Origin of the sequence: Rhizobium sp. B230/85 (assembly GCF_019355735.1) — a bacterium.
Classification (GTDB): domain Bacteria; phylum Pseudomonadota; class Alphaproteobacteria; order Rhizobiales; family Rhizobiaceae; genus Rhizobium; species Rhizobium rhododendri.
The window spans coordinates 3,216,001-3,239,427 of record NZ_CP072156.1 but is presented as its reverse complement, the minus strand read 5'-3'; the positions used below and the strand labels follow the sequence as shown (position 1 = coordinate 3,239,427).

The 23,427-nt window shown below is 62.0% G+C and carries 21 protein-coding genes; 7 read left to right on the top strand and 14 right to left on the bottom strand.

All coding sequences use genetic code 11. The features are described 5' to 3' along the window. Positions 1 to 6 precede the first annotated feature (6 nt). The 4 genes from J5289_RS15605 to J5289_RS15590 form a co-directional block, all read right to left on the bottom strand. Entirely contained in the window at positions 7 to 2,274 is a 2,268-nt protein-coding gene (locus J5289_RS15605) for a xanthine dehydrogenase family protein molybdopterin-binding subunit (protein WP_209184547.1), read from the bottom strand. Next, positions 2,271 to 3,287, bottom strand: a complete 1,017-nt coding sequence (locus J5289_RS15600; RefSeq protein ID WP_209184546.1) for a xanthine dehydrogenase family protein subunit M — start codon at positions 3,285 to 3,287, stop codon at positions 2,271 to 2,273. Before J5289_RS15600 ends, J5289_RS15605 begins: the two co-directional genes overlap by 4 nt. Then, positions 3,284 to 3,796: a (2Fe-2S)-binding protein gene (locus J5289_RS15595; RefSeq protein WP_209184545.1), complete on the bottom strand. Its 513-nt coding sequence runs from the start codon at positions 3,794 to 3,796 to the stop codon at positions 3,284 to 3,286. Before J5289_RS15595 ends, J5289_RS15600 begins: the two co-directional genes overlap by 4 nt. A 132-nt stretch (positions 3,797 to 3,928) precedes the next feature. Continuing rightward, positions 3,929 to 4,840 carry a hypothetical protein gene (locus J5289_RS15590; protein WP_209206476.1) on the bottom strand — a complete coding sequence of 304 codons (912 nt, stop codon included), beginning with the start codon at positions 4,838 to 4,840 and terminating at the stop codon, positions 3,929 to 3,931. A 349-nt stretch (positions 4,841 to 5,189) separates the two neighbouring features. Between J5289_RS15590 and J5289_RS15585 the strand changes: the two genes are divergently transcribed. Beyond that, on the top strand, positions 5,190 to 5,393 hold the full coding sequence (locus J5289_RS15585; RefSeq protein ID WP_209184543.1) for a hypothetical protein: 204 nt from the start codon (positions 5,190 to 5,192) through the stop codon (positions 5,391 to 5,393). A 5-nt stretch (positions 5,394 to 5,398) separates the two neighbouring features. Here the strand turns inward: J5289_RS15585 and J5289_RS15580 are convergent, their stop codons facing one another. Further along, positions 5,399 to 5,707, bottom strand: coding sequence for a hypothetical protein (locus J5289_RS15580; protein WP_209206477.1), 309 nt, complete (start codon positions 5,705 to 5,707; stop codon positions 5,399 to 5,401). Positions 5,708 to 5,923: 216 nt separating this feature from the next. On the opposite strand from J5289_RS15580, the gene J5289_RS15575 reads away from it, so the two are divergent. The 4 genes from J5289_RS15575 to J5289_RS15560 all read left to right on the top strand — a co-directional run bounded on the left by J5289_RS15575 (position 5,924) and on the right by J5289_RS15560 (position 9,586). Continuing rightward, positions 5,924 to 6,307 (top strand): DUF427 domain-containing protein, encoded by a 384-nt coding sequence (locus J5289_RS15575; protein WP_209184542.1) that lies wholly within the window; start codon positions 5,924 to 5,926, stop codon positions 6,305 to 6,307. 236 nt (positions 6,308 to 6,543) lie between these two features. Next, positions 6,544 to 6,930 (top strand): hypothetical protein, encoded by a 387-nt coding sequence (locus tag J5289_RS15570; RefSeq protein WP_142830739.1) that lies wholly within the window; start codon positions 6,544 to 6,546, stop codon positions 6,928 to 6,930. 222 nt (positions 6,931 to 7,152) lie between these two features. Then, on the top strand, positions 7,153 to 8,430 hold the full coding sequence (locus J5289_RS15565; RefSeq protein ID WP_209184541.1) for an L-fuconate dehydratase: 1,278 nt from the start codon (positions 7,153 to 7,155) through the stop codon (positions 8,428 to 8,430). A gap of 124 nt (positions 8,431 to 8,554) precedes the next feature. Continuing rightward, positions 8,555 to 9,586: a hydroxyacid dehydrogenase gene (locus J5289_RS15560; protein ID WP_209184540.1), complete on the top strand. Its 1,032-nt coding sequence runs from the start codon at positions 8,555 to 8,557 to the stop codon at positions 9,584 to 9,586. A gap of 222 nt (positions 9,587 to 9,808) precedes the next feature. On the opposite strand, the gene J5289_RS15555 is transcribed toward J5289_RS15560, so the two are convergent. The 4 genes from J5289_RS15555 to J5289_RS15540 form a co-directional block, all read right to left on the bottom strand. Beyond that, positions 9,809 to 11,365: a VOC family protein gene (locus J5289_RS15555; RefSeq protein WP_209184539.1), complete on the bottom strand. Its 1,557-nt coding sequence runs from the start codon at positions 11,363 to 11,365 to the stop codon at positions 9,809 to 9,811. 84 nt (positions 11,366 to 11,449) lie between these two features. Further along, positions 11,450 to 12,898, bottom strand: coding sequence for an MFS transporter (locus J5289_RS15550; RefSeq protein ID WP_209184538.1), 1,449 nt, complete (start codon positions 12,896 to 12,898; stop codon positions 11,450 to 11,452). 236 nt (positions 12,899 to 13,134) lie between these two features. After that, positions 13,135 to 14,880: a gamma-glutamyltransferase gene (gene ggt, locus J5289_RS15545; protein ID WP_209184537.1), complete on the bottom strand. Its 1,746-nt coding sequence runs from the start codon at positions 14,878 to 14,880 to the stop codon at positions 13,135 to 13,137. A gap of 534 nt (positions 14,881 to 15,414) precedes the next feature. Further along, a complete protein-coding gene (locus J5289_RS15540) occupies positions 15,415 to 16,680 on the bottom strand; it encodes a glycerate kinase (RefSeq protein WP_209206478.1) in 1,266 nt (421 codons plus the stop codon). Between the two features lie 158 nt (positions 16,681 to 16,838). Between J5289_RS15540 and J5289_RS15535 the strand changes: the two genes are divergently transcribed. Further along, positions 16,839 to 17,267, top strand: coding sequence for an OsmC family protein (locus tag J5289_RS15535; protein WP_209206479.1), 429 nt, complete (start codon positions 16,839 to 16,841; stop codon positions 17,265 to 17,267). A gap of 5 nt (positions 17,268 to 17,272) precedes the next feature. Here J5289_RS15535 and J5289_RS15530 read toward each other — a convergent pair whose 3' ends face one another. Both J5289_RS15530 and J5289_RS15525 read right to left on the bottom strand, forming a co-directional pair. Continuing rightward, positions 17,273 to 17,815, bottom strand: coding sequence for a carboxymuconolactone decarboxylase family protein (locus tag J5289_RS15530; protein ID WP_209184533.1), 543 nt, complete (start codon positions 17,813 to 17,815; stop codon positions 17,273 to 17,275). 52 nt (positions 17,816 to 17,867) lie between these two features. Beyond that, the gene (locus tag J5289_RS15525; protein WP_209184532.1) at positions 17,868 to 19,214 is read right to left on the bottom strand and encodes an LLM class flavin-dependent oxidoreductase; all 1,347 of its coding nucleotides are present in this window, start codon (positions 19,212 to 19,214) and stop codon (positions 17,868 to 17,870) included. A gap of 213 nt (positions 19,215 to 19,427) precedes the next feature. On the opposite strand from J5289_RS15525, the gene J5289_RS15520 reads away from it, so the two are divergent. Further along, a complete protein-coding gene (locus J5289_RS15520; RefSeq protein ID WP_209184531.1) occupies positions 19,428 to 20,636 on the top strand; it encodes an adenylate/guanylate cyclase domain-containing protein in 1,209 nt (402 codons plus the stop codon). 6 nt (positions 20,637 to 20,642) lie between these two features. On the opposite strand, the gene J5289_RS15515 is transcribed toward J5289_RS15520, so the two are convergent. Genes J5289_RS15515 through J5289_RS15505 form a run of 3 tightly spaced genes read right to left on the bottom strand, consistent with a single transcriptional unit; the run spans position 20,643 to position 23,422 of the window. Beyond that, entirely contained in the window at positions 20,643 to 22,607 is a 1,965-nt protein-coding gene (locus tag J5289_RS15515; RefSeq protein WP_209184530.1) for a 3-hydroxyacyl-CoA dehydrogenase NAD-binding domain-containing protein, read from the bottom strand. 10 nt (positions 22,608 to 22,617) lie between these two features. Then, a complete protein-coding gene (locus tag J5289_RS15510; RefSeq protein WP_209184529.1) occupies positions 22,618 to 23,013 on the bottom strand; it encodes a RidA family protein in 396 nt (131 codons plus the stop codon). Then, positions 22,991 to 23,422, bottom strand: a complete 432-nt coding sequence (locus tag J5289_RS15505; RefSeq protein WP_209184528.1) for a thioesterase family protein — start codon at positions 23,420 to 23,422, stop codon at positions 22,991 to 22,993. The genes J5289_RS15510 and J5289_RS15505 overlap by 23 nt, the downstream gene beginning before the upstream one ends. Between the last annotated feature and the right edge of the window lie 5 nt (positions 23,423 to 23,427).

The following is a 23,427-nucleotide window of genomic DNA, read 5'->3' as shown; positions in this document are numbered from 1 at the left end:
TCGTCCTCAGGCTGGCATCGTTTGGTCGATGATCTTGTCGATGGTCACGGGCAGGTTTCGCTGGCGCTTGCCCGTGGCGTGGAAGATCGCGTTGGCAATCGCCGCGCTGACGCCGACGAGACCGATTTCGCCGAGGCCCTTGATGCCGATGGGGCTTGCCTTGTCGTCGAATTCCTCGACAAAGATCACATCGATATCGTCGATGTCGGCATGGGCCGGCACGTGATATTCGGCAAGGTTGTGGTTCATGATCCGGCCGCTACGGTGGTCCCACATGCCTTCTTCATGCAATGTCATCCCAATCCCCATGACGACGCCGCCGAGAATCTGGCTGCGTGCCGTTTTCGGGTTGAGGATCTTGCCGGCAGCGATCGCACTGACGATGCGAGTGACACGAACGACACCCAGTTCCGCATCGACACGCACCTCCGCAAACACTGCGGAATGGGTGTAGCTGATGAACTTCATCATCTGCATCTTGTCCGGTGCCACCGAGCCGTCGCCCTCGAGAGACGACAGCCCCTCGGCGGCAAGGAGATCGGCGATGGCCGCTCCCTTGGTTTCGTCCGTCTTCAGCACCAGGCGGCACTCGCGGATGACGACATCGCCTATCTTGGCGTCGTCGAGTGGCGATCCCTTGGTCTTCTGTGCCAGCGTCAGGATCTGCTGGATGACAGCCTGACAGCCGGCCTGTACGGCTGAACCCGTGGAGGCGGCTGTCCACGAACCACCCTCGACCGTGGTCGTCGGCAGGGTGGAATCGCCGATCTGAACGACGACCTGGTCCATGGCAACGTCGAAGGCTTCGGCGGCGATCTGCGTCAGGATCGTGTAGGTGCCGGTGCCGATATCGCTGGCTGCCGCTTCCACGACGATCTGGCCATTGCCGGTGTAGCGAACCTTGGCCTCGGCGGGGCTGAGCATCGCGTCCCAGAAGCCTGTGGCCATGCCCCAGCCAACCAGTTCGTTGCCGTCGCGCATCGAGCCTGGCTGCATCTGACGACGGGACCAGCCGAAGCGTTCCGCACCCTGCCGGTAGCAGGCATGCAGCGCCTTGCTGGTCAGCTGCTTGTCATCGTTCTGGTCGAAATGGATGAAGTTGCGGATCCTGAGTTCGAGCGGATCGATGTCGATCTCGTAGGCGAGTTCGTCCATCGCGGATTCCAGCGCGAAAAGGCCTGATGCAGCGCCCGGCGCGCGCATGTCGCCCGGTGTCATCGTGTCGAGCTTGGTGAGTTCGTAGCCCAGCTTGACGTTTTCGCAGCGGTAAGCCAGCCCCGACCAGTTGACGACGACTTCCTGGTAGTCCTCGAACTGCGACGTGCCGGAAACCACGTCGTGCATGACGGATTGCAGCTGGCCGTTGGCATCGGCGCCAAGCGACACTGTCTGCAACATCAGAGGGCGGAAACTGAGATAGAACATTTCGCGACGCGTCAGTTCCAGGCGCACCGAACGCTTCAGCTGCAGGCTTGCCATGACAGCGAGGAAAAGCTGGTGGCGCGGGCGGAGGCCAGCACCGAAGGCGCCACCGACATAGGCGTTGATGACCCGCACGTCGTCCTGCTCCAGCCCGAAGACATTGCAGACGAACTTTTGGGAGTTCTGCGATCCCTGTGTCTTGTCGTAGATGGTCAGCTGCTTGTCACTTTCCCACAGAACGGTGGTGGCAAACATTTCCATTGGGTTGTGGTGTTCGCCTTCCAGCGCGTAATCCGCCGATACCTTGAAGGGCGCCGATGCATAGGCTTCTTCTGCCTTGCCGCGCGGCTTCGGGGGAGGTGCTATGCCGTTTCTCTTGGTAGGCGGCACGTAGCTGTTGCCGCGCTCCGCCTCGATGTCGGTATGCGCCTCGGCTGCCTCGTATTGTACCTTCACCAGCGCCGCCGCATCGCGGGCGGTCTCGAATCGATCGGCGACGACGAAAGCGACGGGCTGGCCGTCGAAGAGGATCTTGTCGGAATCGAGCGGTCGGAAGGGATGGCCCGGGGCTGCGGTATCGTCTTGCCACTTCTTGTCCGACGTGGCGACGTCCATCCGGTTTTCGTGCGTGAAGACCTCCACGACACCGGGAAAGGCCTTCGCGGCCGTGGTGTCGATGCTGACGATCTTGCCGACAGCTATGGTGCTCAGCACGACGGCGCCGTGCAGCAGGCCAGGTTCGGAATATTCCGCGGAATACGTCGCCTGGCCGGTGACTTTCAGCCCTGCGTCGACGCGCGGGACGGGATGGCCGATATGGCGTGTATTAGTGCTCAAGGGGCTCTCTTTCATGCGATCGCCTTTACGGACTGGACCTGCGGGGTTCCGGCAACGGCCTGCCTCAGGGCACGCACGATGGCCTTCTCTGCCAGCGGTATTTTGAAATCATTGCTGCCCTGGCCCTTTGCGGGGGCAAGCAGCGTAGCGGCGAAGGCGCGGAAATCGGCCTCCGAAGGTTGGCGCCCGATGAGCGCGGCCTCGGCTTCCCTGTCACGCCATGGCTTGTGGGCAACGCCACCGAGCGCGATACGGGCGCCGGATACGACACCCGCGTCCATGTCCAGCGATACGGCCACGGATACCAGCGCGAAGGCGTAGGAAAGACGGTCGCGCAGTTTCAGGTATGTGTGATGCGTGGTGCTCGGCTTGCCATCGATCCGGATGCCGGTGACGATTTCGCCGTGCATCAGCGTGTTATCCTTTTCTGGCATATCGCCGGGAAGGCGGTGGAAGTCGGCGAATTCGATGGTGCGTTCACCGTCCGGGCCTGTGACCTCGACAATGGCATCGAGCGCCGCCAGCCCGACGCACATGTCGGAAGGGTGGGTTGCGATGCAGCTATCGCTTGTGCCGAGAATGGCATGGATACGGTTGAGGCCGCCGATGGCGGAACAGCCGCTGCCCGGCTCGCGCTTGTTGCACGGCGTCGACGGGTCATAGAAATAATAGCAACGCGTCCGCTGCAGCAGGTTTCCGCCCGCCGTGGCTGCGTTGCGGAGCTGCGGGGAAGCGCCGGCGAGAATGGCGCTGGAGAGCAGCGGATAGTCCCGCTCGATACCTTCGTGGTAGGCGATGTCGCTGTTGGATGCGAGTGCTCCGATCCGGTATCCGCCGTCGGGCAGCGCTTCGATGTCTTTCAGCTGGAGGCCATTGATATCGACGAGCACGGAAGGGGCGACAACGTCGTATTTCATCAGATCGACGATGTTGGTGCCGCCGGCAATAACCTGCGCACCGGCATTCGATGCGAGTGCGGCAACCGCTTCGCTGACGTTGGCTGGCTTGATGTATTCGAACCGGTTCATTCGGCTGCCTCCCGGTGGTCTTCAAATAGCACGTCTTCGACCGCATCGGCGATGTTGGTGTACGCTCCGCACCGACAGATGTTGCCACTCATGAGTTCGCGGATTTCTGTCCGGTTGTTGGCCTTGCCCTCGTTGACGAGGCCGATGGCGGAACAGATCTGGCCGGGGGTGCAGTAACCGCACTGCAGGGCGTCGTTTTCGACGAAGGCGCGCTGCATCGGATGGAGATTGTCGCGTTCGCCGACACCTTCGATGGTGGTGATTTCAGCGCCGTCACGGGTGACGGCGAGGATGAGGCACGAATTCAAGCGGACACCGTCAATTAGCACCGTGCATGCGCCACATTGGCCGTGGTCGCAGCCCTTCTTCGTTCCGGTCAGATGCAGATCTTCCCTGAGGAGATCAACCAGTGTCGTCCAGGGCGCCACTTGAAGATCATGCTTTTCGCCATTGATGGTGAGGACGACCGGCACCGTGAAGCCGGACGGCGTTGGGGATGGGTTTTGCATAGGAAACCTTTCAGTGGGACAGGGGTCAAACCTCAAAAGGCGCAGTTTGTTCCGAAGACGCTCACCGGTTGCAGAGCAAATAAAAAAGGCGGCCCGCTTGAGGCCGCCTCCCGGATCAATTGCAAAGTTGGTTCAGGCGTTGAGCGCCATGCGTTCTTCGTCCTCGTCGCGCTGACGGCCGCCGACGGCGCCGGCAACCCCGGCGATGAAGGCGCCGACAAGCAGGGACAGGGCTCCAAGAAGAGCGACGACCGATGCGCTCTTGCGAGCCTTGTCGGCTGCCTGCTGTGTGGCAACCTTGGCATCGTCGATACGCTTGAGGACGGTATCGACGCGGGCCTTGGCGTCAGCATCGGAAAGGCCGGCGCGCGAGGCGACCACCTGCTGCAGATAGGTGCGGTCGTCAGGCGAAATACCGCCGTCGGCCGCGCCAGTCAGCAGGATGCGCGACACTTCGGCTGTGACGTTCTCGTTGCTGTCGCTGCCAGGAGCAGCCTGAGGACGCGAAGGCCGCAGCAGTGCATCGGTGTAGTAGGCAGGCGAGAAGGTGCTTGTAGACTGGGAAGCACCCGAGGCAGCAGCGGAACCAGCCGTTGCTGCGGCACCGCCGGCGACAACTGCCGTTGCCTGCGCGCCGGCACCGATGACGGAGCTGACAGCCGAGCTCAACAGGCCGGCGACGACGATCATTGCCAGTGCCCATGACAGAAACCCATGGGCAGTGTCACGGAAGAAGACCTCGTAAGTATGGACGCCGGTCCATTTCGTGCGAAGCCGGCCGGTCAGGTACCCACCGACGCCAGCCGAAAGCCACTGGATGACGATGAGCCATACAGCGGCAGCGACGCCGACAGTTGCCGCCGACGAGCTTGCGTTAGCCCAAGGAGACACCATCGTCAGGCCAAGGCCGGAGCCCACCAGCAGAAGTATCAGGGTGATCGCCGTAGCGGCTACAGCACCGGCGATAACCGGTGCCCAGCTTACGGCGGAGGCCGACGATTCGACTGGCGCAGCCGCCTCGTAGCCGGTTGTTGGAATGGTCACTGCGACCTCCTATCGAACGAATAGGAGAATGATGATGATGAGCGGAATCGGAATGCCGAGCAACCAAAGCAAAATACCACGACCCATAATAACCTCCTGCCAGATGACTGGCCTTATGCATTTATCTTGAGTTGCCGCAAATGTGGCGCGACCAACCGTTGCAAGAACTAGCAAGTGGAAAGTTGGTTCCTGATTTCATGGCAAAAGTTCCAGCTCGCCTAGTGGCTGGCCCGAATGCGGCAAATTTCCCACGGGTCCGAGTTAACAGCCCGGCAGGCTGAGCAAATTTGTTGAAAATATGGCGATTGCGGGTAAGGTCTGTGCTTCAGGGATTGAAAGCGAGGGCGAGATGACGACAACGACAGACTGGCCCAAGGAAGGCATTCAATCCAGCGATCTCGGCATGCTGCAGGCGGTGCTCGACGCCTGGTGCGTGGACAAGTCTGTCGACATCCACAGCGCCGATGCTCAGGTGGCCGCACGTTCGCTGATCGACTGGTACGAGTTCGGCATCAGCGACCCTGCCGAACTCAGGACCATGCTCGAGGGTTGAACGGCTTACGAAGAACGCGGACGTGGGGCGATGAGGTTGCACGCCATTCTCATCCCGATCGCGTCGATACAGATGCCGTTTTCCGGCCGGGCTGCCATCGGTGTTGCTGCGTTGACGGCAAACACCTGATCAAGTCGATCGATGTGCATGGGCACAGCTGCCCAGAGGACGGGACGTCCGATGTCTATGATGTGCACTGGCGTTTGCCGGCCCCTGAGCGAGACATCTGCCACCGCCATGCCCCAGGTGACTGCGCCGATCGCCAGGATTACCTGAAAACCGAGATCTGCAGCTTCGCGCGAGGTCATGAGCATGGATCGGGCCTCCCGGCGTGGACTGCAATCATTGCAGCTATTTACCGGGCATCCCTATGCTAGCGCGATTGCTACTTCCAGCCGCTTCCGCCGTAAACCTTAACGCGTAACCACAAGGGAAGAGGGTACGCCCGAGGCGTACATTGCGTCGACGCCGCGCCACCCTATATCGTGAAGATAGCCCGGCAAGGCGCCGGGCACGGTGGAGGAATGCACATGCCGCAAAACCCTATCAAGATCCCTGGACCCGATCACCCCATCTCGATCGAGCAAACGAACGATCATGTCGTCGTTACGGTGGCAGGCAAGACAATCGCCGACACGCGCCGCGCGCTCAGCTTGCGGGAGGCGTCATATCCGCCGGTGCTCTACATACCCCGCGAGGACGTCGACATGACGGAGTTGCAGAGAACCGATCACAGCACCCATTGTCCCTACAAGGGCGACTGTTCCTACTACAGCATACCCGGTGGCGGCGAGCGCTCGGAGAATGCGATATGGACCTACGAGACGCCCCACGAGGCAGTTGCAGCCATAAAGGGCTTCATGGCTTTCTATTCCAATCGTGTCGATGATATTAAAATCACCCCGGCGACGTGACATCAACTGCCCTCACGGAGGCGCGCCGCCGGTGCGCTGCATCAACTTTCATCAGCATGATATTCTAAATAAGGTCTTGAAAGTGAAGCGTAATCGACGAACTGCCCATTGGGGGCTTTCCTAATCCTGATTAATCTATAGACTCGGTCGTGTTAGTTGGCCAACGGGAATACGTTTCGTTACCCATGTTGCCGGCCTTACCGGAGGTCCTCGGACCTTCATAGAAGGAGACAGCCATGACCAATGTACTGCCAGCCCTCCATGACGGGCACGCACCGATCACCCTGCAGCAGCTTTTTCGCGAAGCTATCCATGCTTTCGAGGAATGGGGCGCCGACAGCTCCGAGCCGCTGGTCACCTTTGAAGGCCGGATCTTTCCGATCAGTGCTGCCTTCGAGGCGATGCGGGGTTGCACCGACATCATGCCGAGCAACCTGCTCGGCGCGGTGACCGAGCGTCTCACAAAACCCTGGGAAGGCGAAGGCCCGCTCGACACGATGACATTTTCGACAGCCGCCCGCGTAATGAGCGTCCTGGTGCGCAAGCGGCTTCTGGCCGATGACAGCGCAGTGCCGGTTGCCGCAGTGGCCGAGCGCCAGGCGGAAGATATTTCCGACCGCTAGGTCGGTCCGGGATAGATTGAAAGGCCGCCGGTTTGCAAAGACCGGCGGCTTTTTAGTGTCGTGAAAAGGGCGCTCCCGACCTCTCTGTGCGCTTGGCGATCTTGCACGCGCGACCCATCTGTGAAAATATTCTTCACATAAGAACAATCCGCATGGGCGCCTGCTGGATTTTGCGGCCCGTTAGCGCCAGCGCCCAGTCGCTGATTCCAAGGAGCAGCCGCCATGACGCGTATCACCGATCTCCGCGTATTCGACATCCGCTTCCCGACCTCGCTCAGCCTTGACGGATCCGATGCGATGAATCCCGACCCGGACTATTCGGCGGCCTACGTCATTCTCGAGACCGACCAGCCGGGCCTTTCCGGCCATGGCCTGACATTCACCATCGGCCGGGGCAACGAGATCTGCTGCATGGCGATCAAGGCGATGGCGCATCTGGTTGTCGGCACGGACCTTGCGACCGTGCTTGAAAATCCCGGCAAATACTGGCGGCACCTGACCAGCGACAGCCAGCTTCGCTGGATCGGCCCGGAGAAGGGCGCCATGCATCTGGCAACCGGCGCCGTCGTCAACGCGGTCTGGGATTTGCTCGCCAAGCAGGCGGGGAAGCCGGTCTGGCGGCTGGTCAGCGAGATGGACGCCGAACAGATCGCTGATATCGTCGATTATCGCTACCTGACCGACGTGCTGACGCGCGACGAGGCGGTGGCGCTTCTGAAAAAAGCCGAAAGCGGCAAGGCGGAGCGCATCGCCACCCTCGAGCGGGACGGTTATGCCTGCTACACGACGTCGGCCGGCTGGCTCGGCTATAGCGACGACAAGCTGCGACGTCTTTGCCAGGAAGCGATCGATGCCGGTTTCAATCATATCAAGATGAAAGTCGGCCGCGACCTCGAGGACGATATCCGTCGCCTCACGATTGCCCGCGAGGTCATCGGCCCCGACCGCTATCTGATGATCGATGCCAATCAGGTCTGGGAAGTCGGCGAGGCCATCGACTGGGTGAACCAACTGGCCTTTGTCAAACCGTTTTTTATCGAGGAGCCGACCAGCCCGGACGATATTGCCGGCCATCGCAAGATCCGCGAAGCCGTGGCGCCGGTGAAGGTGGCGACTGGGGAGATGTGCCAGAACCGCATCATGTTCAAGCAGTTCATCGCCGAGGGGGCGATCGATATCGTGCAGATCGATTCGTGCCGCATGGGCGGGTTGAACGAGGTGCTGGCGGTGCTGCTGGTCGCGGCAAAATACGAGCTGCCGGTCTGGCCGCACGCCGGTGGGGTCGGTCTCTGCGAATATGTGCAGCACCTGTCGATGATCGACTACATCGCGGTTTCTGGCACGAAAGATGGCCGCGTGATCGAATATGTCGATCATCTTCACGAGCATTTCCTCGATCCCTGCACGATCAAGGACGCCGCCTACATGCCGCCGAGCATGCCGGGCTTCTCGATCGAGATGAAGCCGCAATCGATCGAAACATACACATTCCGCGGCTGAACGCTTTCCGGCCTGCGGCGGGCCGCGGACGAGAGGAGCGTTCGCGGCCATTGCGTTTTTTCCGTTACTCGCCATGTTGCACTGAAACGCGCCCGGGGAGTGGCGTCAGACGACAGGAGATTATATGCCCACCACAGACCGGCCGCTGGCCATCAGCGCGCCCGAGCCGCGCACGCTCGAACTGATCTTCACGCCCGAGGCGCTTGCGCATCTGAGGGCGACCTACGAGATCGTCGAGGCCGATCCTGAAAACATCGCCGGGCTTGGCGACGATATTCTTGGCCGGGCGCGCTACATCATCGGCCAGCCGCCGCTTTCGCATGAAACGCTCGACCGGATGCCGCAGCTGCGCTGCATTCTCAATGTCGAGAGCAACCTGATGAACAACATGCCCTATGATGTGCTGTTCCAGCGTGGCATCCATGTTGTGACTACCGGTCAGGTTTTTGCAGAGCCCGTGGCCGAGATCGGTCTCGGTTTCGCTCTCAGTCTGGCGCGCGGTATCGTCGATGCGGACGTCGCGTTTCGCGAAGGCAACGAACTCTGGGGCGGCGATGGCAATGCCGGCGCCCGCCAGCTCAGTGGCTCCGATATCGGCATCGTCGGCTTCGGCGATCTCGGTAAGGCGCTGAACAGGGTCCTCAGTGGCTTCAGGGCGAAGATAAAGGTCTACGATCCCTGGATGCCGCGCTCCATTCTCGAGGATTTTGGCGTGCAGCCTGCCAGCCTCGACGACGTGTTGGCGAGTAGCGATTTCGTCTTTGTGGTCGCGTCCGTCACCAGCGAAAATAAGGGCTTTCTCGGCGCCGAGGCCTTTGCCGGCATGCGCAAGGGGGCGGCCTTCATCCTGCTCAGCCGCGCTGACGTCGTCGATTTCGACGCGCTGATGGCAGCCGTCGCCTCGGGCCACATCGTCGCTGCCAGTGACGTCTATCCGGAAGAGCCGCTGGGCAAGGATCATCCCGTGCGCCGTTTGAAGGGCTTCATCCGCTCCGCGCACCGTGCCGGCGCCCTGGATAGCGCCTTCAAGAAGATGGGCGACATGGTCATCGAGGACATGGACCTCATGGACCGAGGCCTGCCGCCGATGCGCTGCAAGCGCGCCGAGCGCGAAACGGTATCGCGGATGCGCTCCAAGCCGGTGACGAAGAACTGAGGGGTTGGATTTAACGTCGGTGCAAGGGCCCCCCTCTGTCGGCGTCGCCGACATCTCCCCCACAAGGGGGGCGATTAGCTGAAGCGCCAGCCGCGCATCGTATCGTCATCAAAGCCTGCGCGTATTTTTGTCAGGCGGCCGGGGAGCTTGCGGTTTATCTCCCCCCTTGTGGGGGAGATGTCACGAAGTGACAGAGAGGGGTCTGGCCTGGAACGACCTGAGTCACTCTGTACCCCCACCGAGCCAAGCCCGCACGATCCCCACATCGTCATCGGTCAACCCGTGCCCATGCGGCACGATCCGGAGCTCGATGTCGGCACCGGCCGTGGCAAGTTCGGTGCGCAGCGTTTCAGCGTATCGCCCGTAGTCGTCGAATTCGCCCGAGATCATCAGCACGTCCACATCACTCATATCAGCCTGCGGACGCTGGTCGAGGACCGGCATCGAACGCAGCAGTACGGCACGGTGGATCACGTGCGGATGCAGCGACAGCATTGCGTTGAGGAGGTTGGCGCCATTGGAATAGCCGAGGTAGACGGTTCTGTGAGGGTCGAGGCCATAGGATGTGATGGCGCCGTCGATGAAGGCGGCGAAGGCTTCGGCCTCGCTGACGATATCGCTCTGGACGAAGGTGAAGGGCGTGAGGCGCAGGAACCAGCGCGGCAAGCCATCCTCTTCGGCGCGTCCGCGGACGGCGAGCAGTGTGGCTCGTGGTGCGATTTTGTTGGCCATCGGCAAAAGGCTGGTTTCGCTAGCGCCGGAGCCGTGCAGCAGCACGATCACGCTGCCGTCGGCGTCTTCGGGCGTATAGAAGCGGTGGACGAAGGGCAGGTCGCGATAGATCACCCTCGGCTCGCCGGGCATTGCAAATTGCGGCATCAGCAACGTCAGTTCGCGCTCCCGCTCGGCATTGCCGGCCGGGAGGAACAGTTTCGTTCCAAGTGTACTGCTCTCCTCGTCAATCAGCATGCCGGGCGTATCGGTCGCGAGTTCGAACAGGATACCGCCGGGCTCGCGGACGTAGAGCGACCGGAAATACTTTCGGTCGTGGACGTTGACGGTGCCCGAATTTGAATCCTGCAGAGTGCCGAGAACGGCCTGCAGTTCTGCATCGTCGCTGGCGCGGAAGGCGACGTGATTGACGGTGCCTGTTCCCGGCGCGCTCGACCAGAAGCCGGCGGCATCCCGGACATCAATGATGTCGCCGGGCTCCGAGACCATGCGGCGGATGTTGCCGGCGGTCGCCTGCGGCCGGTAGCCGAAATGTCGTTCGAGGAAAGACTGCGTCTCCCCGGGCTTCTCGGTAAACAGAGTCGCGCCGCGCAGGCGGCGGATGGCGTGTTCCCCGGGAATGCCGTCCGATGCCCATGGCGTGCCGGCGTGCAATCCGGTGTTCCCGACCAGCTTGACGATCATGCCATCCGGGTCCTTCAGCCGCAGCACCGGTTCGCCGAATTCATCCATGGGCCCTTCCACCTTCAGGCCGAAGGTGAGGGATCGGGTTAGCCAGAAGCCGATGCTGAGGGGATCAATGGCAAGCGAGATCTCGCCGGTCTGTCCGTAGCCGGCGCGGCCGGGCGACCCGTCTTCCCAGACGAGGAAGGTTACCAGCGAGCCTGGCGAGCCGCTGGCGTCACCGTAAAACAGGTGCAGTTGCGTCGCATCCTCGAAACCGCCAGTACGCTTAACTAGCCGCAGCCCGAGGAAGCCCGCGTAGAAATCGACGTTTGCCTGCACTTTGCGGGTAATCAGCGTGATGTGGTGGATACCGGCGACCATCTCTGCTCCAGGGCTCTGCCCGCTTTGCGACCTGAGCTCATCTAGACCGGAAAGAGGGTTGGCATCAATGCGCCCGGCGAGCCCTCAGTGTTCACTGATCGGCGACGGACGCTTGCTCTTGTAGCCGCTCATTTCGGCGCCGGCGGTCTTCGAAAAGCGGGAGTTCCAGATCGTCGCGCTCAGCGAAATCAGCGTGACCACGATGAAGGCGGCTGAAAAGTCGTTGAGTTCGGCCTGCTGGTGATCCTGGATGAACATCGAGCCGTGCAGCGCCAGGGCTGCGACGCAGATGCCGAGCGACAGCATCAGTTGCTGGAAGGTCGTGTAGAAGCTGGTGGCAGCACTCATCCGGTCTCTGTCGATCTCGTCATAGGCGATGGTGTTGTAGGCCGTGAACTGGAACGACATGAAGAAGCCGCACAGCATCAGGATCACGAAGATCAGCGGCATCGGCCAATCCGGACGGAAGGCGGCGCAGGTGCCGTAGCCGAGCGTGCCGATGACGCCGAAAACCATCAAGCTGTTGCGGAAGCCGAAACGTTTCAGCACCTTTGACTGCAGGGCTTTCATGGCCATCGATCCGATGGCAGTTGCGATGACGATCCGGCCGGCAGCGGCTGCCGACATGCCGAAACCTAGCTGCAGCATCAGCGGGATGAGAAACGGTTGGGCTCCCTGGGTAATGCGGGTGAGCGAGCCGGCAATGACGGACGCGCCGAAGCTCGGCACCCGCATCAGCGAGAAATCCATGATCGGCGAGGGGTGCTTCCTGGCGTGTCTGAGATAGGCGATGCCGAACAGCATGCCTATTGCAATCAGCATGATTGCCATGGAGCCTTCGCCGGATCGGCTCGACATCTCGAAGCCGAACAGCAGGGAGCCCAGCGAAATGCCGGACAGTATGAAGCCGGAGAGATCGAACGGACCGTTTGCCGGTCCCTTGACGTCCTCGATGAAGATACTGACGAGCACGAAGCCGAGGATGCCGATGGGCACGTTGATGTAGAAGATCCAGCGCCAGTCGAGATAGGTTACGAACATACCGCCCACCGGCGGTCCGACGATCGGGCCGATCAGCGCCGGCACCAGAAGCCAGGACATGGCCGAGACCAGATCCTTGCGGTCGACGCTACGCATCAGCACGAGACGGCCGACCGGCATCATCATGGCGCCGCCGATGCCCTGGATCAGCCGGGCGACTACGAGGAAGGACAATGTCGGCGCCTGGGCGCAGAGGATGGAGCCGAACACGAACACGGCTATGGCGCTGCGAAACACGGTGCGCGAGCCGAAGCGGTCGGCGATCTTGCCGCTGGCGGGAATGAAAATCGCCAGGCTGAGCAGATAGGATGTCAGCGCGATGCTCATTGCCGGTGGGCTGACGTTGAAGTCGCGCGCCATCGTCGGCAGGGCCGTTGCCAGCACGGTGGCGTCGAGTTGTTCCATGAACATCGAACTGGCGACGATCAGCGCAATCGTACGGAAATTTGGTGCCGCCGGCCGGGAGGCGGACGGATAGGTCTGATCCGACATCGTCGGTTATCGCTCTCGGTGGTGCGGTGGGAGCCCGGGGGCAGACCCGCAAATCTGGTAACGGCGCAAGAGCCGCATTTGAACGGGGCCGGTATACGCCTCGTTTTCCAGCTTTGCTATATGCAATTATGCAGATCAACCCCGCAAAACTAGAAAGGCAGACTTATTTTGCAGACCTGCAACAGTTTTGCCCGGATCTGGCGGGCGACGGCCGGATTTTGCCGGTAGATACCGCGCTAGTAGCCGCTCGCCGTGCCGGAACCGGCCCTGCTGTCCATCGCGCCGTTGTATCGCGCACCACCGCCGGCCGCGATTTCGGCAAGGCTCTTGCCGCCGACCAAGATGCCGGCTGCCTGGCCCCAGATCGGCCAGTCCTTGTCGACCGCGACGTTGTAGCCCATGGCGGCAAGCAGCCGCATCGTGTCGGGTGACAGCGCGTAGGGCTCGGTGAAGACCTTGTCCGGCAGCCACTGGTGATGGATGCGCGGGGCATCGATGGCCTGGCGGATATCCATGCCGAAATCGATGACGTTGACGATCGTCTCGAGCGTGATGGTGATGATGCGCGCACCGCCGGGGCTGCCGATGACCATGAAGGGCTTGCCGTCCTTGGCGATGATGGTCGGGCTCATCGACGACAGCGGCGTCTTTTTCGGCTGGATGGCGTTGGCCTCGCCCTGCACTAGGCCATAGAGATTGGGCACGCCGGGCTTGGAGGTGAAATCGTCCATCTCGTTGTTGAGCAGCACGCCGGTACCGGGCGCAACGACGCCGGCGCCAAACGAGCCGTTCAGGGTATAGGTGACGGCCACGGCGTTGCCGTCATTGTCTATAATCGAATAATGGGTGGTCTCGTGGCTCTCGCCAAAACCCTTCGGCATCAGGTCCCTGGAGACGCCAGCGCGGTAGGGATCGATGCTGTCGCGGATCTGCTTGGCGTAGCCCTTGTCGAGCAGCTTTGCGACCGGGTTATCGACGAAGTCGGGGTCGCCAAGGGCCGCGTTGCGGTCGACATAGGCGTGGCGCATGGCCTCGACCATCAGATGTACTGTTTCCGCCGAGCCGTAACCGAGATAGGACAGCGGATAGCCTTCCAGCACGTTGAGGATTTCGCAGATGATGACGCCGCCGGAGGAGGGCGGGGGCGAAGAGACGATCTCGTAACCCCGGTAATTGCAGGTGACCGGTGCGAGTTCGCGGACCTTGTACTGATCGAAGTCTGCCTTGGCGAGGACGCCGCCCTTGTCCTGGCTCGCCTTGACGATCGCATCTGCCGTCCGGCCCTTGTAGAAGCCATCCGGGCCGTTCTCGGCAATCTGCGACAAGGTGGCGGCGAGGTCCGGCTGGCGCAACTGGTCGCCGACCGCAAACGACTTGCCATCTTGCTTGACATAGATGGCAGCCGCAGCCGGGTCGCGCGACAGGCGCTTCTGGCCGCCGCCGAGTTCGACGACATCGCCCTGGTCGAGCGTGAAGCCTTCCTGGGCATAGCGGATTGCCGGCCCCATCAGCTCCTCGCGCGATTTCGTGCCGTATTTTTCGCGCGCCGTCTCGAGGCCCATGACCGATCCCGGCACGCCGACGGCAAGGTAGCCCTCGGTGCTGGCGCCTTTGACGACGTTGCCCTTGTCATCGAGATACATCGTCTTGGTGGCGGCGAGCGGCGCCCGCTCGCGGAAGTCGAGGAAGGTTGTCCTGCCGTCCTTCAGGCGGATGGTCATGAAGCCGCCTCCGCCGATGTTGCCAGCTGTCGGATAGACGACCGCCAGAGCGTAACCAACCGCGACAGCGGCATCGATGGCGTTGCCGCCGCTTTTCAACACTGCCACGCCGAGATCCGTCGCCAGGTGCTGGGCCGTGACCACCATGCCGTGATCTGCCTTCACCGGTTGCGGGGAAGCTGCAAAGGCCGGCATCACTGCTATCAGGTCGAGCGTCAGGATCAGGGCGGTCAGGGTCAAGCGCTTGGCAGTCAGGTGCATGTCGTCGGTTCTCCGAAACAGGATAAACGCCAGAAGAGCGCTGCCTTCCCCATATGTCCAGTCATAATTGAATCGGAGGTAATGGCGATACCGTCCTGTGGCGCAGGGATGTGAGTCGCTTGAAAATCGGCTGGTGAAAAGCTGTATGGCGGTGCTTGTCGGCAGATTTCAACAATAGAAACGTTATTTCTCACGGGCTATTTATTGCATTTTTACTATCGGTTAACGCTGTTGAAAAAATTTAGTGTGTCTGGACAGTCCCAGCTCTCGCAAAATTTCCAAACTAGGGCAGTCTTGTTTCGAGACAGAACGCGGTTTGCGGGAGGGCGACATGATCGTCACCAGGCTTGAGCAGTGGAAGACCGAGAATCGCCTGCCATTTCTTGCGCGTCCCGCCAAGAAAAGTCCCGTTACCAAAATCGAATGCGTTGGCTGCCACAGCCATTTCTTCCGCTGGACATCCACCGCCGCTGCCTATGGTCGATGCGACGATTGCTCCAAATCCTAAATCAATAGCCTCGCAGGGGTGCTGCGCTAGCGGATCAGGATGGCGCGGAAATCGTTGACGTTGGTGCCGGTCGGACCCGGGGCGAAGAGATCGCCGATAGCGTGAAAAGCCGACCAGGCATCGTTGTTGCGCAGGTGATCTGCGGGCACGATACCAGCCGCGCGCATGCGGACAGCGCTGCTGCCGTCCGCAAAGGCTCCCGCATTATTCTCGCTGCCGTCGATACCATCCGTATCGGCCGCCATGGCGTCGATGCCCTGAAAACCGTCGATATCGATGGCGAGAGACAGCAGGAATTCCGAGTTTCGGCCACCCTTGCCGTCGCCGGCCACCGTCACAGTCGTCTCGCCCCCTGAAAGAAGCACGACGGGTTTTGCGAACGGGCGATTGCGCGCTGCTATTTCGCGGGCAATGGCGGCATGCACACGGGCGGCCTCCCGGGCCTCGCCTTCTATCGCATCGGACAGAATGGCTGCTTCGATGCCGAAGGCGCGGGATGCGTTCGCGGCTGCTTCCAGCGATACGCCGGCCGAGGCGATTACGTGGACTTCGTTGCGCGCAAAGCGTGGATCGTCGGTCGCCGGTGCATCCGCTTGCGGGCTGGCGATGTGGGCGAGGACATTGGCGGGAAGGGCGAGAGAATATTGCCGGATGAGGTCCAGGGCGTCGGCGCGGTCGCCTGCACCGGCAATCGTCGGGCCGGAGGCCACGAGCGCCGGGTTATCGCCGGGGATATCGGAGACGACAAGGGTGACGACCTTGGCGGGATAGGCGGCGACGGCAAGCCGACCGCCCTTGATGGTCGAGATATGCTTGCGGATTGTGTTCATGACGGAGATCGGCGCGCCGGATGCGAGGAGGGCGCGGTTGACGGCAATCTCGTCGTCAAGCGTCAGCCCTCCGGCCGGAGAAGGCAGCAGCGCCGACCCGCCTCCCGATATCAGCGCAATCACCAGATCGTCGGCACTCAACCCCTGCACCAGACGCAGCAGCCGCGTTGCGGCATCGAGCCCTGATCGATCGGGGACCGGGTGCGAGGCTTCGACGATTTCGATGCGCTCGCAGGCAACGGCAAAGCCGTAGCGTGTGACGACGAGCCCCTCCAGCGGTCCGTCCCAGCAGCTTTCCAGCGCTGCGGCCATCTGCGCCGAGCCCTTGCCTGCGCCGATGACGATGGTTCGGCCTTTCGGCTGCCGTGGAAGATGGCGGCGGATGCCGGCCAGTGGATCGGCCGCAGCGACGGCCGCATCGAACAGGGCTGTGAGAAAGGCGCGGGGATCGGTGACGGTCATGGTTGTCTGCCTGATGTCGTTAACACGGGCATGAACCAACACCGCTCGCGTTGCAAGCCTCAACGGCGGGGTGGACGCAAGGACGGCGATTGTTTCCCTGACGCGAAATGCCTATCTGTTTCGCATCGACAGGTGAATTGCAGGTAGGGGTTTCCGACATGGTTGAGTTGAAGGGCAAGGAACGGCAGACGGGCGCGAGGGCCGTGCTTGGTCGTACCGGATTTCCGCAGGTGACGTCGGTCACCGGCGGCAAGATCAACGTGGTGACGGCGCCGTCGCAGGTCGGCTTCAACCCGCTCGACCTGCTCTACGCATCGCTGTCCGCCTGCCTCGCGCTCAGCGCCCGCATGGCCGCAGGACAGATGGGCGTGCTGGACAAGCTATCCGAAGTGACGGCCGAGGTAACGGGGCAGAAGGCAGCCTCGGGCGTGTCGCGCGTCGAGACGTTCCACATCGTCTTCACCATTAAGGGCGACTTCGACGACAAAACCCGTAACGCCATCGCTCACGCCGCCGAAGGCGAGATCTGCACCGTCAGCAACACCATCCGCGGCAATCCCGAATTTTCAACGGTGGTGGTTGGGTAGGCCCATTAGCGGGGCGGCATCACAAAACCCTCAAGGAAGGGGCCAAGTTCGGGATCGATGTCGATCTTGACGGTGTTGTTGAAGATCGCCGTGGCGATCATGATGCCCCCGAAGGCGACGAGGTTGACCAGCGTCGGCTCATCGTAGCGGGCTTTGAGGCGGGCCCAGAGGTCGTCGGGAATGGCGTTGGAGTCCGCGACCATTGCTTGGCCGAAGGCGATCAGCGTGGCCTCATCTGGGCTTGGCTCTATCGTCTCGGGTTTCAGGCCGGCATTGATCAGCGCGCGACGGAAAAAGCCGACGGGGATGATGGAGCGGCACTCGATGGCGATTGCCTGGCAGAAGAGCCATACGGCGCGGTCGTCGAGATCGGGGCGCAGCTCTTCGCGGAGGGTAAACCATTCAGCATAGATGCGGTGGGCCACAGGCGAATGCAGCAGCGTCCGCTTCATGTTGGTCATCCGGCCGCGAAGGATCACCTCGCGGTCATGCTCGGCGCGGGCCTTATCGGATGCTGTGGCGTAGTCGAAGTGTGACAGATGGCTCATCGGTGCTGCTCTCGGAGGGATCGCACTCTTTTTGCCGATTTCCGCAACTCTGTCACTCCGCGGCTTCCGAAACAGCCGGAAAGAAACGATTTTCCGGGCGTGGCAGGCCGAGATGGTCGCGCAGGGTGGTGCCTTCGTATTCCTTTCGGAAAAGACCGCGCCGCTGCAACTCCGGCACCAGGCGGTCGGCGACATCGTCGAGCCCCTGCGGCAGGAAGGGGAAAACCACGTTGAAGCCGTCCGACCCCTCTTCCGACAGCCATGTTTCCATTTCGTCGGCAATGGTCTCGGGCGTGCCGACGAAGGCCAGTCCGCCGTAGCCGCCCAGCCGCTGGGCAAGCTGGCGGACGGTCAGGTTTTCCTGCTCGGCCATACGGATCGCTTGTTCGCGGCCGCTCTTGCTGGCGTTGGTTTCGGGTATTTGCGGCAGAGGGGCGTCGGGGTCGAACTTCGAGGCGTCGTGGCCGAGCGAGATCGACAGCGAGGCGATGGCGCTGTCGTAATGCACCAGACTGTCGAGGCGGGCCCGCTTGGCGCGCGCCTCCTCGACGCTGTCGCCAACGACGACAAAGGCGGCCGGCAGGATTTTCAGGTGGTCCCGGTTGCGGCCGACGCGAGGCATGCGGCCCTTTATATCGGCATAGAGCGACTTTGCGGTCTTGAGATCGCGGGGTGCTGCAAATACCACCTCGGCGGTCTCGGCTGCCAGTTGCTTGCCGGGCTCCGACTGGCCGGCCTGGACGATGACCGGCCAGCCCTGCGGCGTCCGGGCAATGTTGAGCGGGCCGCGCACGGAGAGACTTTCGCCCTTGTGGTCGAGCACGTGCATCTTTTCCGGGTCGAAGAAGATGCCGGTTTCGGTGTCACGGACGAAGGCGTCGTCGGCAAAGCTGTCCCAAAGGCCGGTGACGACGTCATAGAATTCGCGCGCCCGGCGATAGCGCTCGTCGTGCTCGACATGATCCTCGAGACCGAAGTTGAGGGCGGCATCGGGGTTGGACGTGGTGACGATATTCCAGCCGGCGCGTCCGCCGCTGATATGGTCGAGCGAGGCGAAGCGCCGGGCGATATGATAGGGCTGCTCGAAGGTGGTGGAGGCGGTGGCGACAAGGCCGATCTTCTCGGTGACCGCAGCCAGTGCCGAGAGCAGCGTGAACGGCTCGAACGATGTCACCGTATGGCTGCGCTTCAGGGCCTCGATGGGCATGTTGAGGACGGCCAGATGATCGGCCATGAAGAAGGCGTCGAACTTGGCGGCTTCGAGTTTCCGGGCAAAACTCTTGATGTGCCTGAAGTTGAAATTGGCATCCGGATAGGCTCCGGGGTAGCGCCAGGCGCCGGTGTGCAGGCTGACAGGACGCATGAAAGCGCCGAGCTTCATTTGCTTCTGGCCGGACATCAGGGGATCCTTTTCAAATTCTCTTGGCACCGCTTGACTGCGATGCAGCAAAACCATGACTTGAGATGGGGATGCCTTCGTATCAATCAACGGCCGGGAGCTAGAAGTGGCGCGTCGAAAATACATAGGTGACCAATCTTTTTTGGTTGTTCGCCTTTTCCGTGCGGCCAATTGGGAATAGACCAAGCTTTCAAGCCTCGGGGACACCAATCCATGCATGAGAAAGACATCGCAGATATTACCGCATGGCTGATGCAGCGAGGTCTGAAGGGCGCGACTGAAATCGATCTTTTGAGCGGCTTCTGCGAGGCCTGTCGCCGAAGCGGGCTGCAACTTAGTCGCGGCATGGCGCTGATGGACACGTTGCATCCGGTCTACGAAGGTCGCGTGTTTCGCTGGGACAGCACCGAGGTCATCGAGCCTGTGTTCGAATATGGCTCCACCAACCAGGGTATCGCTGCGGAAAACTGGCTGAAATCGGCGTTTTACTATCTGCAGGAAACCATGACATCGGAAGTTCGCCGCCGAATAGGCTTTGGCGATCCTGTCGATTTTTACACGCTCGATGTCTTGAAGGAGGCGGGCGTTACGGACTTCATCGCCTTTGCCCACCCATTCGAAGACGCCGGTACGATCGGCGACATGGACTGTTTCTTCGCGCATTTCGCCACTGCCGACAAGGATGGCTTCGTGGACGACGATATCGCCACACTGCGCCGGCTGGTGCCTGCGCTCGCGCTGGCGATCAAGTGCACCGCGCTCGACCGGATTGCCCGCACGATCGCCGAGGTCTATCTCGGCGAAGACGCGGCGCAGCATGTGCTCGGCGGCAAGATCACGCGCGGCAAGACGGAGCGCATCTCGGCGGCCCTTTGGTTTTCAGATCTCGCCAACTATACGCGCATCTCGGATACGGCGGAGCCCGACGAGATCATCCCGATGCTGAACGACTACGCCGACGCCGTCATCTCGTCGATCCACGAGGCGGGCGGCAACGTGCTGAAGCTGATCGGTGACGGCACGCTGGCGATCTTCAAGGCGCGTGACGAACGCGATGCCTGTGCGGCGGCCCTCAAGGCAGAATCGCTGCTGCGGGAGCGTTTGCGCAATCTCAATGCCCAGCGGCAGGTCGAGGGCAGGCCGGTGACGGAGATCTATCTCGGCCTGCATATCGGCGAGGTGTTCTACGGAAATATCGGCAGCCAAGACCGGCTTGATTTCACCGTCATCGGGCCGGCGGTGAACGAGGTCAGCCGCATCGCCTCGATGTGCCATTCCGTCGACCGCGACGTGCTGATGTCGTCGAACTTCGTTGCAGCGGCAGAGGTCTCGCAGCGCAACGATCTCGTCTCCGTCGGCCGCTACGCGTTGCGGGGCGTAAAGCGGGCGCAGGAACTGTTCACGCTGATGCACGCTGCCTGAGCGGCTTCAGCGCTTGCCGGCGGCAAACATCGGACCGCCCTTGTGAGGCGGGAAGCCGTAGCCGTTGATCATCACCAGATCGATGTCGCCCGGGCGGGCGGCAACACCACGTTCGAGCAAGGCTTTGCCTTCGTCGGCCATCGCCCGCAATAGCCGTGCGACGATTTCGTCCGACGAAAAACTGCGCGGGGTGATGCTTTTTTCGGCCCGCACCCGCTCGATCAACGCTGTCACTTCGGGATCGACGGTCCGCTTGCCGTCCGGGTAGGCATACCAGCCGCGTCCGGACTTCTGGCCAAATCGGCCGGCCTCGCAAAGCCGGTCGGCAATGGGGACGTAGCGCTCATCCGCATTGCGCGTTGCTGCCTGACGCTTGCGGCGGGCCCAGGCGATTTCGAGGCCTGCCATGTCGTAGACGGCAAAGAGCCCCATGGGAAAGCCGTAGGCTTCGAGCGCTGCGTCGATCTCGTGGGGCAGCGCGCCATCCTCGAGCATGAACTCGGCCTCCCGGCGGTAGGCGGAAAAGACGCTGTTGCCGATGAAGCCTTCGGTGACGCCGCAGACGACCGGCAGCTTGCCGAGGCGCTTGGCAAAGGCCAGGGCACTGGCCAGCGCATCCGGTGCCGTCTCCGCGCAATTCACCACTTCCACCAGCCGCATGATATTGGCGGGGGAGAAGAAGTGCAGGCCGAGGATTCGATGTGGATGAAGCGTTTCTGCGGCAATGGCGTCGGGATCGAGATAACTGGTGTTGGTGGCAAGGATGGCATCTGCGCGGACGATGCCATCGAGCCGCTGGAACAGCGCCGTCTTGACCGCCATGTCGTCGAACACAGCCTCGATGACAAGATCGGCATCGGCGAGCGCCGTCATGTCGCTGGTGACGGTCAGGCGGCTCAGCTGATCGGCAAGGCCGTTGGCGTCGAGACGGCCGGTCTGCACCGCCTTTTGCAGCGTGGCTGCGATGCGCTCGCGACCTTTGTCAGCGGCGTCTTCGGTCTGCTCTACGGCGACGACCCAGAAGCCGGCGCCAAGCGTCGCCACCGCAATGCCGGAGCCCATGAGGCCGGTGCCGACGATCCCGACGGTCTCGATGCTGCGGGGCGCTAGGCCTGCGAGCCCATCGACCTTGCCGGCGGCGCGCTCGGCGAAGAAGACATGGCGGAGGGCTGCCGATTGCTCGGAGTCGCGCAAGCCAAGGAATGTCGCGCGTTCGTCCGACAGGCCATCGGCAAGGGTTGCGGAGGTGGCGAGCCTGACAAGCCGCACGGCTTCGACGGGTGCTGCCTGACCGCGGGATTTTCCGACGACCTTCGCCGCTGCAGCTTCGATCGCTGCGATGTCCTGTTGCTGAACGACCAGTTGACCGGTGCGCCGGAGCGCAGTTCCGGCAAGCGTTTGTACCATGGCAATCGCCGCTGACCGCTCGTCGGCATCGGTGGCATCGGCAAGACCGAGCGATGCTGCTTCCGCAGCCTTGACCACCCGCCCGGTTCCGATGAGCTCGAGAGCCGCAACCGTGCCGATGAGCCTTGGAAGACGCTGGGTACCGCCGGCGCCGGGCACCAGGCCGAGTTTGACCTCCGGCAGTCCGAAGCTGGCGTTTGGGTTAGCGATTCGGGCGTGGCAGGCGAGGGCGATTTCGCAGCCGCCGCCCAGTGCCGCGCCGTTGACGGCAGCAACAACAGGCTTTTCAAAAGCTTCGATGCGATTGATGAGATCTGGCAGATGGGGCTCGATCGATGGCTTGCCGAACTCCCTGATATCGGCGCCGCCGACGAATGTGCGACCGGCGCCGGTGACGACGATGCCGCCAATCGACGCCGTCGCCGCTGCGTGATCCAGCGCTGCCATGATGCCGGCGCGCACGTGGCTCGACATGGCGTTGACCGGCGGGTTGTCGAGGGTGACAACCAGCACGGCGTCCGATGTCTCGCCCGAGACGCTCTCCGAAAAGATGATTGCCGACATCGCCGCTCTCCTATTCCGGAACGACGGCGGTAGCCTGGATCTCGATCTTGGCGCGGTCCTCGACGAGGCCGACGACCTGCACTGCAGCCATCGCCGGAAAATGCCGGCCGATGATGTCGCGGTAGGCTTGGCCAACGCCCTTGAGGTTGGCGAGGTATTCGGCCTTGTCCGTGAAATACCAGGTCATGGACGTGATGTGCTGTGGCCCGGCACCGCCTTCGGCGAGGATGGCGACGATGTTGGAAAGCGTCTGGCGAACCTGATCGACGAAATCGTCGCTTTCGAACTCGCAAGCGGCATTCCAGCCGATCTGGCCGCCGACGAATACCGTGCGACCAGTCGCGGCGACACCGTTGGCGTATCCGATCGGCTTGGCCCAGCCCTCAGGCTGCAGGATCGTGTGCATCGGTCTTCTCCAGATGGTGTTCCAGCGCGGCCCTGATGTCGTCCGGCCAGGCAAGCGATTGCTGTGTGTCGAGGTTCGTGGCAACGACGCGGTGGGTGGCGGTCCAGAGGATCTTGCCCCTGGCCGAAACCTGATGCTCGAGATCGAGGGAGGCGCGGCCGATGCGGCGGACGATCACGACGAATTCCAGGTCGTCGCCCTGAAAACCCGGTGACGAGAAGGTCAGGTCGAGGCGGACGGTCGGCACACCGATCCGCCGCTCTTCGATCATCGTCTTCCAGGGAAAACCGAGCGCTGCGAAATAGTCCTCGAGAACACCGACGAGGATGTTCAGGTAGGACGGGAAATATGCAATCCCGGAGGGATCGCAATCGCCGAAGCGCAACGGTCTTGTCGTCTTGAATGCCACGACAG

Excerpts from the sequence above, each read along its gene's own strand:
- J5289_RS15605 (WP_209184547.1), bottom strand. The coding sequence starts at position 2,274 with ATGAAAGAGAGCCCCTTGAGCACTAATACACGCCATATCGGCCATCCC.
- J5289_RS15600 (WP_209184546.1), bottom strand. The coding sequence starts at position 3,287 with ATGAACCGGTTCGAATACATCAAGCCAGCCAACGTCAGCGAAGCGGTT.
- J5289_RS15595 (WP_209184545.1), bottom strand. The coding sequence starts at position 3,796 with ATGCAAAACCCATCCCCAACGCCGTCCGGCTTCACGGTGCCGGTCGTC.
- J5289_RS15585 (WP_209184543.1), top strand. The coding sequence starts at position 5,190 with ATGACGACAACGACAGACTGGCCCAAGGAAGGCATTCAATCCAGCGAT.
- J5289_RS15580 (WP_209206477.1), bottom strand. The coding sequence starts at position 5,707 with ATGCTCATGACCTCGCGCGAAGCTGCAGATCTCGGTTTTCAGGTAATC.
- J5289_RS15575 (WP_209184542.1), top strand. The coding sequence starts at position 5,924 with ATGCCGCAAAACCCTATCAAGATCCCTGGACCCGATCACCCCATCTCG.
- J5289_RS15570 (WP_142830739.1), top strand. The coding sequence starts at position 6,544 with ATGACCAATGTACTGCCAGCCCTCCATGACGGGCACGCACCGATCACC.
- J5289_RS15565 (WP_209184541.1), top strand. The coding sequence starts at position 7,153 with ATGACGCGTATCACCGATCTCCGCGTATTCGACATCCGCTTCCCGACC.
- J5289_RS15560 (WP_209184540.1), top strand. The coding sequence starts at position 8,555 with ATGCCCACCACAGACCGGCCGCTGGCCATCAGCGCGCCCGAGCCGCGC.
- J5289_RS15555 (WP_209184539.1), bottom strand. The coding sequence starts at position 11,365 with ATGGTCGCCGGTATCCACCACATCACGCTGATTACCCGCAAAGTGCAG.
- J5289_RS15550 (WP_209184538.1), bottom strand. The coding sequence starts at position 12,898 with ATGTCGGATCAGACCTATCCGTCCGCCTCCCGGCCGGCGGCACCAAAT.
- ggt (WP_209184537.1), bottom strand. The coding sequence starts at position 14,880 with ATGCACCTGACTGCCAAGCGCTTGACCCTGACCGCCCTGATCCTGACG.
- J5289_RS15540 (WP_209206478.1), bottom strand. The coding sequence starts at position 16,680 with ATGACCGTCACCGATCCCCGCGCCTTTCTCACAGCCCTGTTCGATGCG.
- J5289_RS15535 (WP_209206479.1), top strand. The coding sequence starts at position 16,839 with ATGGTTGAGTTGAAGGGCAAGGAACGGCAGACGGGCGCGAGGGCCGTG.
- J5289_RS15530 (WP_209184533.1), bottom strand. The coding sequence starts at position 17,815 with ATGAGCCATCTGTCACACTTCGACTACGCCACAGCATCCGATAAGGCC.
- J5289_RS15525 (WP_209184532.1), bottom strand. The coding sequence starts at position 19,214 with ATGTCCGGCCAGAAGCAAATGAAGCTCGGCGCTTTCATGCGTCCTGTC.
- J5289_RS15520 (WP_209184531.1), top strand. The coding sequence starts at position 19,428 with ATGCATGAGAAAGACATCGCAGATATTACCGCATGGCTGATGCAGCGA.
- J5289_RS15515 (WP_209184530.1), bottom strand. The coding sequence starts at position 22,607 with ATGTCGGCAATCATCTTTTCGGAGAGCGTCTCGGGCGAGACATCGGAC.
- J5289_RS15510 (WP_209184529.1), bottom strand. The coding sequence starts at position 23,013 with ATGCACACGATCCTGCAGCCTGAGGGCTGGGCCAAGCCGATCGGATAC.